Source organism: Phenylobacterium sp. SCN 70-31 (assembly GCF_001724605.1).
Taxonomy (GTDB): domain Bacteria; phylum Pseudomonadota; class Alphaproteobacteria; order Caulobacterales; family Caulobacteraceae; genus Phenylobacterium.
Window position 1 is genome coordinate 71,766 of the sequence record NZ_MEEX01000026.1, and the last position, 11,376, is coordinate 83,141.

Genomic DNA, 11,376 nt, shown 5'->3' on the forward strand with positions numbered 1-11,376 from the left:
ACGCGCGTAACCTACGCCGCGCGCCCATGAGAGGCGCCAGCGGAGGAGAAGCGCTCGGTGTCGCAAAGTCAGATGACGTCCGGGTCCGGACAATTGTCGCTCCCGGCCGTCATGGTCTTCGCCAGCGCCAGTATCCCCATCGCCGCCCTGGTCCTGGCGATCACGGTCCACCTGCCCCGCTATTTCGCCAGCCACCTGGGCCTGTCGCTGGCCGTGGTGGGCGGCGCCTTCGCCCTGGTGCGCTTCGTCGACATCCCGCTGGACGCCGGCCTGGGCCTGGCGATGGACCGCACGCGCACCCGATTCGGCCGCTACCGCGTCTGGCTGGCCCTGGGCGCGCCGGTGCTCATGCTGGCGATGTACATGCTCATGATCTCGCCGGAAGGCGTGGGCCAGGGCTACCTGATCGGCTGGCTGCTGGTGATGTATGTCGGCTATTCCGGCGTCTACCTCTCGCACCTCGCCTGGGCGGGCCGCCTGGCCCCTACCTACGAACAGCGCAACCGCGTGTTTGGCGCGATTACCGGCCTGGGCGTGATCGGCGCGATGGGCGTGCTGCTGATTCCCGTGGTCATGACCGAGTACGTGGGCGCCTCCGACGCCGAGAGCGTGCGGGCGATGATCTGGTTCATCATCGGCTCGACGGCCGTCACGTCCCTGCTGGTCATCTTCGCATCGCCGGAGGTGATCTCGAAGGACCACGGCTCCACCTTCGGCCTGAAGGACTACTGGAGCCTGCTGACGCGGCCCAACATCCTGCGCCTGCTGGCGGCGGACCTGTTCGTCACCCTGGGGCCGGGCTGGATGGCCTCGATGTACCTGTTCTACTTCACCGACAGCCGCGGCTTCACCATCGCCTCGGCCAACCTGCTGCTGATGATCTACATCGCCGCGGGCTTCGCGGGCGCACCGTTCGCCGCCTGGCTGGCCAACCGGCTCAGCAAGCATCGCGCGCTGATGGTGACGACCACCATCTATTCGCTGGGCCTGATCACGGTGCCGTTCCTGCCGGCCGGGAACTTCTTCATCTTCGCCCCCGGCATGTTCCTGCTGGGCGCCATGGCGGCGGGCTTCACCGTGCTGATCCGCGCCATCACCGCCGACATCGCCGACGAGATCCGGCTGGACAGCGGGCGTGAGTGGATGGGCCTGATGTACGCCATGACCACCGCCACCTCGAAGCTGGCGACGGCGGGCGCGATCTTCCTGACCTTCAACGTGCTGGCGGCCGTCGGCTACCAGGCGCAGGAGGGCGCAACGAATACGGCGGAAGCGATCTTCGGCCTCGAGCTGGCCTACATCCTCGGCCCGATCGTGTTCGTGATGATCGCCGGCGCCTGCTTCTTCGGCTACCGGCTGACCGCCGAGCGCCACGCCGAGATCCGCCGCCTGCTGGACGAGAAGGACGCTCTGGTCGATCCGGCCGCGGCGATGGAGTCCCTGACCGGCACGGACATCGCCCACCGGGAGCCGCCCGAGAAGCCCTGACGCGAACACACGCGGAGGCCGTCCGTCAGAGGCGGCCCCGCCGGGAGGAAAGCCGCTTGAACGCCAGATTCGGACGCGACGCCCGCCTGCCCCTCGCCATCGCGCTGGCCTTCGCCGCGACCAGTCTGCCGCTCCAGGCCCTGGGCCTGGCGGTCTCGGTCCACCTGCCGGCCTATTTCGCGTCCACGATCGGACTCGAACTGGCGGTCGTGGGCGCCGCGTTCGGCCTCGTGCGGATGATCGACGTGCCGATCGAGCCCGTCCTCGGCGTGGCCATGGACCGTACGACCACCCGCTGGGGCCGATACCGCTTCTGGACCCTGCTGGGCGCCCCATTCATGATGATCGGGCTCTTCATGCTGCTGCAGGCCGACGCCAGCGTGGGGATCGCGGGCCTGGTGGCCTGGCTGCTGGTCATGTACCTCGGCTACTCCGTCCTGCTGCTGTCGCACGCCGCCTGGGCCTCGACCCTCGCCAAGAGCTACGACGACCGGGCCCGCCTCTTCGGCGTCATGACCGCGGTCGGCGTGGTCGGCGCGGTGAGCGTGCTGCTCATCCCCATCGTCATGGAGCAGATGGGCCATTCCGAGCGCGTCAGCGTGCGCGCCATGATCTGGTACCTGATCGCCCTCACGCCGGTCGCCGTGCTGATCGTGGTCTGGTTCACGCCCGAGACGGTGATGCGCGAGACGCCCGGCGCCCGCTTCCGCCTCCGCGACTACGCCGATCTCGTGCTCGACCGGAACATGTTCCGGATCATCGTCGCCGACCTGGCGCTCGGGATGGGGCCGGGCTGGATGGCGGCGCTCTACCTCTTCTATTCGCGCGACTACATGGGCTTCACCTCGGGCCAGGCGAACGTCCTGCTGCTGGTCTATATCGTCGCCGGCATCGTGGGCGCACCCACCCTGGCGTGGCTGGCCACCCGGATCAGCAAGCACCGCACGGTGATCGCCTCGGCCGTGGCCTACTCCCTGTTCGTCCTGACCCTGCCCCTGCTGCCGAAGGGCGTGGTGCTGGCCGCCGTGCCCACCATGTTCCTGACCGGCTTCATGGCCAGCGGGTTCAACGTGCTCACGCGCGCCATGACCGCCGACGTGGCCGACGAGATGCGGCTCAAGCAGGGGAAGGAGCGCGGCGGCCTGCTCTTCGCGCTCACCACGCTCACCAACAAGATCGCCGCCGGCGTCGGGATCTGGCTCACGTTCCTGGTGCTCAGCGCGACGGGCTACGATCCCAAGCTGGCATCCGACAACTCGCCCGAGGCGATCCAGTCCCTGATGCTGGTCTTCCTGGCCGGGCCGCTGGCGTTCGTCGCCCTGGGCGCGATGGTGCTGCTGGGCTACGGCCTGACGCCCGCGCGGGCCGCCGAGACGCGTCGCCAGCTCGAGGCGCGCGACGCCGCCCTGAACGCCGCCGCAGGCCTGGAGAGCCTGACCGGCGAGGAGAATCCCCCGCCCCGACGCGACTGAGAGCGTCTTACCTCCCCCGCCGAAGCGGCAGGCGATCAGCCCACCGCCTTGGCCAGGTCCAGGAACGCGCGGACGGCAGGGCCGTCCTCGACCGTCGCCACCAGCGGCCGCCCGGCGTCGCAGGCTTCGCGCAGCGCCAGCTCGATCGGAATCTCGGCCAGCAGGGGAACCCCCAGCCGCCCCGCCTCGGCGCGCGCGCCGCCCGAGCCGAAGATCGGAACCTTCGCCCCCGAGCTGTCGGCGAACCAGGCCATGTTCTCGACGACGCCCAGGATCGGCGCGCCGGTCTTGTCGAACATGGTGGCGGCGCGGCGGGCGTCGACCAGAGCGATCTCCTGCGGAGTGGAGACGATGACGACGCCGTCGATCTTCAGCTTCTGGACCAGGGTGAGCTGGATGTCGCCGGTGCCGGGCGGCAGGTCGATGACCAGCACGTCCAGCGGCTCGCCCTCGGTTCCCCAGTTGGCGTTCATCAGGCTGCGCAGCGCCGAGGACGCCATCGGCCCGCGCCAGATGTTGGCCGTGCCGGGCTCGACGATGAAGCCGATGGACATGACCTTCACCCCCCAGGCCTCCATGGGGTTCAGGCGCTTGTCGGCGTCGAAGGTGGGTTCGCCCTCGATCCCGAACATGGTGGGTGCGGAAGGTCCGTAGATGTCGGCGTCGAGCAGGCCCACGCGCCGCCCCAGCCGCGCCAGGGCGGCCGCCAGGTTCACCGAGACCGTCGACTTGCCCACCCCGCCCTTGCCGCTTCCGGCGCACGTGCGGCAGGGGCTGGGCGTCGACCATGGGCTGGAGCCGGGCCTGGGGGTCCTCGACCACCCGGGCGCGCCCGCCGCCCTGGCCGCCCCCCTGGCCGCCCCCCTGTCCTGCGGCCGGCGGCGCACGGCGCGGCGTGACCTTGAGCTGCGGCGCGGAAGGCGCCTGGATCTCGGTGGTCAGCACGACCTGGGCGGCCTCGACCCCGTCGGTCTCGGCCAGCACCTCCTCGGCCCGGTCGCGGACCGGGCGGTAGAGGTCGATGTCGGCGTCGAGCAGGCCCACGCGCCGCCCCAGCCGCGCCAGGGCGGCCGCCAGGTTCACCGAGACCGTCGACTTGCCCACCCCGCCCTTGCCGCTATGGCGTCCAGGGCCTGGAGGATCGCGGTCCGGTCGGGGACGTCGCTCATGCCGCTTTGTCTTGCCTTGATGGGGTGTGGAACTCATATCCGGCTGACCGCGCCGGTTTACAAGCCCGTCAGGGGCTTTATGGAACAGGGTGAAATGGACTGGACAGAGGGTCCCGCTTGAACACCGCGAAAATCGCCTGATGCCCTGGAACGACAACGCCAACCCCGGCCCATGGGGTTCGCCCTCGGGCGGAGACGACAAGCGGGACCAACCGCGACGACCTTCCGGCGGCGGACCGCGCCGGCCGGGCGGCCCCGACTTCAACGCCGGCTTCGAGGACATCAGCCGCCGCGTCCGCGATCTGCTGGGCGGCGGTGGCGCTGGCGGCGGCCCGCCGAATCGCCGCGTGATCGCCATCGGCGCCGGCGTGGTGGTGGCCCTCTGGGCGGCCTCGGGCTTCTACGTCGTGCAGCCGAACGAGCGCGCCGTGGTCCTCACCTTCGGCGCCTATTCGCGGACCGAGGCGTCGGGCCTGAGGTACCATCTGCCCACGCCCATCGAGCGCGTCGAGAAGGTCCAGGTGACCAGCCTGAAGCGCACCGACGTGGGCGGCTCGGGTTCCGAGGGAAGCGCCGAGGGCCAGATGCTCACGGGCGACGAACAGATCATCGACATCGACTTCAGCGTCATCTGGCGAGTGGCCGACGCCCCCCGCTATCTGTTCGCCACGCGCGAACCCGACGCCGCAGTCAAGGCCGTGGCCGAAAGCGCGATCCGCGAGGTGGTGGGTCGCACCCAGCTCCAGCCGATCATCTCCACCGGCCGCGGCGAGGTGCAGCAGCAGACCCGCGACCTGATGCAGCGCACGCTGGATTCCTGGGGCGCCGGCATCAGCGTGGTCGAAGTCCAGATCCGCGCCGCCAACCCCCCGGCCGAAGTGCTCGCCGCGTTCCGCGACGTGCAGAGCGCCGCCCAGGACGCCGAGTCGGCCATCAACGAAGCCAACACCTATCGCAACCGGGTCATCAACGAAGCCAAGGGTGACGCCGCGCGCATCACACAGGCGGCCCAGGCCTATCGCGAACAGGCCGTCCGCGAGGCGGCGGGTGAAGCTGCGCGGTTCGATCAGATCTACACCGAGTATCGCCGCGCCCCGGGCGTGACCCGCGACCGGCTCTACATCGAGACCATGCAGCGCATCCTGCAATCGTCCAACAAGGTGATCGTGGATTCCCAGGGCGCATCGGCGCCGATCATCCTCCCGCCAGACGTCTTCCGGCCGAGGACCCAACCGGCGGCGCCGCAGCCCCGGGTCGAGGCCGAAGCCGCCGCGCCCGCGCAAGGAAGGGCCGCGCAATGACCCCCCGCCAGATCGCGATCGGCGTCGTCGCCGCACTCGTCCTCACGCTGATCTTCCAAACGTTCTACATCGTAGACCAGCGCGAGCAGGCCATCGTCGTGCGCTTTGGCGACCCAGCCCGTGTGGTGAACTCACCCGCCTCGCCGGGCGCGGGGCTGAAGCTCAAGGTCCCGTTCATCGAACAAGTCATCAAGCTGGACCGGCGGAACATTGCGCTCGAAGCCCAGCAAGAGGAGATCATCACGTCTGGCCAGCAGCGTCTGGTCGTGGACGCCTTCCTCCGTTACCGGATCTCGGATCCGCTGCAGTTCTATCGCAGCCTTCGCGACGAGGCGACGGCCGCCGACCGGCTGGCCCGCCTGCTCAACTCGTCCCTCCGCCAGGTGTTGGGTTCGGCCAGCCAGACCGACATCGTCTCCGGTCAGCGGACGCAACTCATGCAGAAGGCCCGAGCCGACATGGCGCAGCGCGCCCAGGCCTCGCGGCTGGGCATCGAGGTCATTGACGTGCGTATCAAGCGGGCCGACCTGCCTGATGAGAACCGCACCAACGTTTTGCGCCGCATGCAGACCTCCCGCCAGCAATATGCCGCCGAGACCCGCGCCGAGGGCGAACAGCGCAAGCGCGAGATCATCGCCGAGGCCGACCGCGAGGTCTCGGTCACCCTGGCGACCGCGCGCGAGGAGGCTGGCAAGGTGACGGGTGAGGGCGACGCCCAGCGGACCCGGATCTTCGCCAACAGCTTCGGCAAGGATGCGTCGTTCGCGGCCTTCTTCCGCTCGATGCAGGCCTACGAGCAGAGCTTCGCCGACGGCCAGACCACCATGGTCCTGTCGCCCGACAGCGCCTTCTTCCGCTACTTCGAGCGCGGGCCGACGGCGGGGTCGCGATAGCGTCGATGTCCCGTCCGCACCGCGGGCGGGGCCGTCAGCCCAGCCAGCCCCGCACCTCATGCAGGTCGCGGGCGATGCGGACGCAGAGGGTGTGCATCTCCTCGGTCGGGTCCAGCATGTCGGGGACCATCACGGTCATCATGCCGGCCGCGGCGGCGGCGCGGACGCCGTTGTGGCTGTCCTCCAGCGCCAGGCAGTCGGCCGGGTCCACGCCCAGGGCGTGGGCCGCCTTCAGGAACGGTTCGGGATGCGGCTTGCCGTTCGTCTGGACGTCGCGGGTGATCAGCGCGTGGAAGCGGTCCACCAGGCTGTGAGGCCCGAGGCTCGCGCGCACGCTCTCCAGGCTGGACGAGGTGGCGATGGCGCGCGGCATGCCGATGTCGTCCAGGGCGTCCAGGATCTCGGCGGCCCCGGCCTTCAGCGCGATGCCGGCGGCGAGTTCCTCGCGGAAATGGCCGCTGACCGCGAGCGACCAGGCGTCCAGGTCGAAGCCCGCGCCGAAGTGCTCCACCAGGATCAGGTCGCTGGCCGCATGCTGGAGGCCCACCATGCGCTGGAAGGTGGCGAACGGCATCTCGCCGCCGATCAGACCCGCGGCCCGCTGCATGGCGCGGAAGACCACCGTCTCGGTGTCCACGAGCAGGCCGTCCATGTCGAAGACGACGGCTTTCGGCGGGCGGGGAAGGGCCATGCGCCGATCTAGCCGACTCAGGGCCCGAGATGAAGCCGGCCCGGCCCTGCTTTCAGGCTGTCCCTCAGGCCCTTCCGGACGGGGCTACCGCGGCGCGCGCTTGGCCAGGATGCGTTGCAGCGTCCGGCGGTGCATGTTCAGGCGGCGCGCCGTCTCCGAGACGTTGTGGTTGCAGAGTTCGTAGACCCGCTGGATGTGCTCCCAGCGCACCCGATCCGCGCTCATGGGGTTCTCGGGCGGCGCCGGCGCATCGTCGCCCCGTGCCAGCAGGGCCCGCACCACGTCGTCGGCGTCGGCTGGCTTGGACAGGTAGTCCACCGCGCCCGCCTTCACCGCCTGCACCGCCGTCGCGATGTTGCCGTAGCCGGTGAGCATGATGATCTTGGCGTCCGGGCGGGCGTCGCGCACCGCCTCCACCACCTTCAGCCCCGAGCCGTCCTCCAGGCGCATGTCCAGGACGGCGTAGGCCGGCGGCTTCGCCCGCACGGCGGCGACCGCCTCCTGGACGCTGCCGACCAGCGTCGGCTCGAAACCGCGCTGCTCCAGGGCCCGGCCCAGGCGGGTCCGGAGCGGCGCGTCGTCGTCCAGCACCAGCAGGCTCCTGTCGGGCAGGGCGGCGACTTCGGCGGACAGGTCGGTCATGCGGGCGTCCCTTCCTCTGACTTGCGGCAGAATGTCGCAGCTCGGGCGGTTTCTGCAAGCCGTACTGCGAGCAGATCAAACAGCCTCAACCAAGGCGCGAGGCCAGCGCGCCGACACGACCGCGCCTCGCGGCTTCGCATTGTGGAACGCCACGACCGCCCCCGTTCGTTCCAGGAGCGTCTTCGAAATGAAGAATCCCAGGCCCATTCCGATGTGCCCGGTGCGCGAACCTTCCGCGCCGGGGCGGCTGGTGACATAGGGCTCGCCCAGCTTGGCCAGGATCTCGGGTGCGAAGCCCGGCCCGTCGTCCCGCACCTCGATGGTCACGCTGTCGGCGTCGAAGCGCGCCGAGACCAGGATCTCGGAGCGGGCGAAGTCCACCGCGTTCTCGACGAATGTCGTGAACGCGTGGGTGATCTCGGGCAGGCGGCGGATGTCGGGGGTCTTCACGTCCTTGGCGCCGGTGACGATGGCCTCGACCCGCACCTCCTTGCTGGCGTTGGCGTGGGGCTCGATCACCTCCTGCACCAGCTGGCGCAGCGACAGCCGCTCATGGACCTCGTCCGAAGCCGCGTCGGGCGTCGCGGCCAGCCGGCGCAGGATCTCGCGGCACCGCTCGGCCTGGGCGATCAGCAGGTCGGCGTCCTCCTTGACGCTGGGCGTGGCCGCTTCGCGCGACATCTCCTTGGCCACGATGGATATGGTCGCCAGCGGCGTGCCCAGCTCGTGCGCCGCCGCCGCCGCCAGCGCCCCCAGGGCCGACAGCCGCTGTTCGCGCGCCAGCACCTTCTGGGTCACGTCCAGGGCCAGCGCCATGCGCGAGGCCTCGGCCACCGACTGGCGGACATAGCTGGCCACCAGGGCGATCCCGGCCACGTTGGCCAGTCCCGCCACCAGCCGGAACTCCAGCGTCAGCCGCGGTTCGGGCTGGGCCGACGGATAGGGCAGCGAGATGAGGGCCAGCACGATCGAGGCCGCGCCCGCCAACAGGCTGAGGGCCCAGACCGGCCGCAGCGGCAGCGTCGCGGCCGCCAGCGTGGGCGGCGCGATCAGGATGAGTATGAACGGATTGGCCGTCCCGCCGATCAGGGCCAGCAGCGCCGACATCTGGAGGATGTCCAGCGAGAGGTGCGCCACCGCCTCGCGGTCGCCCATCACCCGCTGCAGCGGCGAGGAGAGCGCCGTCAGGCCGTTCACGGCCGCCCCCACCGCCACCACCAGGGCGCAGGCCAGGTACGGCGCCTGATGGCCCAGCCCGAAGCCCATCGCCAGCAGCAGCAGCGCCTGGCCGGCGATCACCACCCAGCGCAGCGTGACCAGCGTTCGCACCCGCAGGTGCCCTCGCCGGATCTCGGCGGAATCCCACACGTCTTGCGCGTCGTCGCCGGCGCCCTTATCGAAGCGCGCGGCCGTAAGGGCGGCGTCGCTCACGCCCTCAGCCTCGTCCGGCGGCTCGGCCGCCGCCAGAAGGGAAGGCTCCCATGTCCAGGCGTATCCTGGCGCTCATCGCGATCCTGGCGCTCGCACTTGCGATCCTCACCGGCCTCGCCGTCCGCAGGGGAATTCTGGGGTCGGAACCCCAGGCCGCGCTCGTCGGCGGCCCCTTCGAACTGGTCGACACCTCTGGGCGTACGGTCAACCAGGAAGTGCTGAAGGGCAAGTGGAGCGTTGTCTTCTTCGGGTTCACCCACTGTCCCGACATCTGCCCGACGACCATGTTCAAGCTGGGCCAGGTCGAACCGATGCTGGGCGCCGCGGCCAAGGATTTCCAGTCCGTCCTGATCTCGGTGGACCCCGAGCGCGACACGCCCGCCCAGATGAAGCAGTACGTCGAGAACGACGCCTTCCCCAGGAACGTCGTCGGTCTCACCGGCACGCCCGAGCAGGTGGCCGCCGCGGCCAAGGCCTATCGGGTCTTCTACCAGAAGTCCGGCGAAGGCGACGCCTACACGGTCAACCACGCCGCCTACAGCTACCTGATGAGCCCGCGTGGCCGCTACGTGTGCGTCCTGCCCTACGAACTGACGCCCGAACAGACGGCGGAGAAGATCAAGGCCGCCGTGAAACAGGGCGCCGGCGCCGAAAGCTGCTGACGCGCCTGCGGCCTGACGCAACGGAGCCTTGCGGACCCCGTTAACTCCCCGCATGTTATGCTGCAGCGCACAAACGCGGGGTCCGAATGCTCTACGCCCTTTATGAAGCCGGCTACTACGCCGCCTCCCCCATGCGGTGGGGCGCGCTCGCCGCGCGCGATTTCTGGAGTTCGCCGCTCAACCCGGCCGCGGCCACCGATCTCGGCCGCCGCCTCTACGCCACCTCGGATCTCTTCGCGAACCTCACGCGCCGCTACGGCCGGCCCGACTGGATGATCGACCAGGTGACCGTCAACGGCCGCGCCGTGCGCGTGCGGCCACAGACGGTCTGGTCGACGCCGTGGTGCAAGCTCACCCACTTCGCGCGCGACATGAGCGACCTGCGCCGCGCCGGCAAGACCGAGCTGGAGCCCGCGGTGCTGATCGCCGCCCCGCTCAGCGGCCACTACGCCACCCTGTTGCGCGGCACCGTCGAGGCCTTCCTCCAGGACCACGAGGTGTTCATCACCGAATGGACCAACGCCCGCGACGTTCCGATCGTCGAGGGCCGCTTCGACTTCCACGACTATATCGACCACATCCGCGAGATGCTGCGCCAGCTCGGCCCGCGCCCGCACGTGGTCGCGGTGTGCCAGCCGGGGCCGCCCGTCCTGGCCGCCGCCGCCCTGATGGCCGAGGACAAGGACGAGTGCCGGCCCGCCTCCATGACCTTCATGGGCTCGCCGATCGATGCGCGCCTGTCGCCGACGGTCACCAACAAGCTGGCCGAGGACCGGCCCTTCGCGTGGTTCGAGACCAACATGATCTACAACGTGCCGCCGCCCTATCTGGGCGCGGGCCGGCGCGTGTATCCGGGCTTCGTCCAGCTCGCCAGCTTCATGTCGATGAACCTCGACAAGCACCAGGAAGCGCACCGCCGCTACCTGGCCCAGCTCATGGCCGGCGACGGCGACAGCGCCGAGAAGCACCTCGAATTCTACGACGAATACCTCTCGGTCCTCGACCTGACCGAGGAGTTCTACCTCCAGACCATCGACGTGGTGTTCCAGCGCTACCTGCTGCCCAAGGGCGAGTTGGTCCACCGCGGTCGCCGGGTGCGCCCCGAGCGGATCACCGACATCGGCCTGCTCACCGTCGAGGGCGAGAACGACGACATCTCGGGCATCGGCCAGACCCAGGCCGCCCACCGCCTCTGCCTCGGCCTGCCGGTCGAGCTGAAGGAGGACTACATCCAGCCGCACGTGGGCCACTACGGCGTCTTCAACGGCAAGCGGTTCCGCGAGGAGATCTATCCCCGCGTGCGCGCCTTCGTACGCCGCATGGAGCACGACATCCCGCGTCTGCGCGAGAGGCCCCGTTCCGCCGAGGTGGTGCCCATGCGGTCGAAGGGCGCCAAGGCCTGAGGTCCCCGGTCTCCGCGCGCGAACCGGCCTTCGCGCACGAACGGCTCCGCCCCCTTCGCGAACCTCCTCGAAGCCCCTAGATTCTTCGCCGATGAGTCTGGCGCGATGAATTTCCTGGGCCGACCCGCCCTGGCCGACGGCGACCGCTTCGATGTGGCCGGCGCATCGGTGCGTCTGAAGGTGAACCGCCGCGCCCGCCGCGTCTCGCTGCGCCTGGACCGGAC

9 protein-coding genes and 2 pseudogenes are annotated in these 11,376 nt (G+C 70.0%); 6 read left to right on the plus strand and 5 right to left on the minus strand.

The window, feature by feature from the left end:
• Window positions 1-57: 57 nt before the first annotated feature.
• Together ABS78_RS17695 and ABS78_RS17700 are read left to right on the plus strand one after the other, a co-directional pair.
• Window positions 58-1,488, plus strand: coding sequence for an MFS transporter (locus ABS78_RS17695; RefSeq protein ID WP_293382384.1), 1,431 nt, complete (start codon window positions 58-60; stop codon window positions 1,486-1,488).
• A gap of 56 nt (window positions 1,489-1,544) precedes the next feature.
• Window positions 1,545-2,960, plus strand: coding sequence for an MFS transporter (locus tag ABS78_RS17700; RefSeq protein WP_293382387.1), 1,416 nt, complete (start codon window positions 1,545-1,547; stop codon window positions 2,958-2,960).
• Window positions 2,961-2,995: 35 nt separating this feature from the next.
• Here the strand turns inward: ABS78_RS17700 and ABS78_RS17705 are convergent.
• Window positions 2,996-4,004, minus strand: a pseudogene (locus tag ABS78_RS17705) (Mrp/NBP35 family ATP-binding protein).
• A pseudogene (locus ABS78_RS17710) lies at window positions 3,981-4,079 on the minus strand (P-loop NTPase); the annotation flags it as partial. The pseudogenes ABS78_RS17705 and ABS78_RS17710, both read right to left, overlap by 24 nt.
• A 190-nt stretch (window positions 4,080-4,269) precedes the next feature.
• On the opposite strand from ABS78_RS17710, the gene hflK reads away from it, so the two are divergent.
• Window positions 4,270-5,430: an FtsH protease activity modulator HflK gene (gene hflK, locus ABS78_RS17715; protein ID WP_293382390.1), complete on the plus strand. Its 1,161-nt coding sequence runs from the start codon at window positions 4,270-4,272 to the stop codon at window positions 5,428-5,430.
• Window positions 5,427-6,323, plus strand: coding sequence for a protease modulator HflC (locus tag ABS78_RS17720; protein ID WP_293382393.1), 897 nt, complete (start codon window positions 5,427-5,429; stop codon window positions 6,321-6,323). The genes hflK and ABS78_RS17720 overlap by 4 nt, the downstream gene beginning before the upstream one ends.
• Before the next feature lie 34 nt (window positions 6,324-6,357).
• Here ABS78_RS17720 and ABS78_RS17725 read toward each other — a convergent pair whose 3' ends face one another.
• The 3 genes from ABS78_RS17725 to ABS78_RS17735 form a co-directional block, all read right to left on the minus strand.
• Window positions 6,358-7,014: an HAD family phosphatase gene (locus ABS78_RS17725; RefSeq protein ID WP_293382396.1), complete on the minus strand. Its 657-nt coding sequence runs from the start codon at window positions 7,012-7,014 to the stop codon at window positions 6,358-6,360.
• Window positions 7,015-7,098: 84 nt separating this feature from the next.
• A complete protein-coding gene (locus ABS78_RS17730; protein WP_293382399.1) occupies window positions 7,099-7,656 on the minus strand; it encodes an ActR/PrrA/RegA family redox response regulator transcription factor in 558 nt (185 codons plus the stop codon).
• Window positions 7,657-7,731: 75 nt separating this feature from the next.
• The gene (locus tag ABS78_RS17735; protein ID WP_293382402.1) at window positions 7,732-9,087 is read right to left on the minus strand and encodes an ActS/PrrB/RegB family redox-sensitive histidine kinase; all 1,356 of its coding nucleotides are present in this window, start codon (window positions 9,085-9,087) and stop codon (window positions 7,732-7,734) included.
• A gap of 50 nt (window positions 9,088-9,137) precedes the next feature.
• On the opposite strand from ABS78_RS17735, the gene ABS78_RS17740 reads away from it, so the two are divergent.
• Together ABS78_RS17740 and phaZ are read left to right on the plus strand one after the other, a co-directional pair.
• Window positions 9,138-9,749, plus strand: a complete 612-nt coding sequence (locus tag ABS78_RS17740; RefSeq protein WP_293382405.1) for an SCO family protein — start codon at window positions 9,138-9,140, stop codon at window positions 9,747-9,749.
• Window positions 9,750-9,835: 86 nt separating this feature from the next.
• A complete protein-coding gene (phaZ, locus tag ABS78_RS17745; protein ID WP_293382408.1) occupies window positions 9,836-11,152 on the plus strand; it encodes a polyhydroxyalkanoate depolymerase in 1,317 nt (438 codons plus the stop codon).
• The last annotated feature ends 224 nt before the right edge of the window (window positions 11,153-11,376 follow it).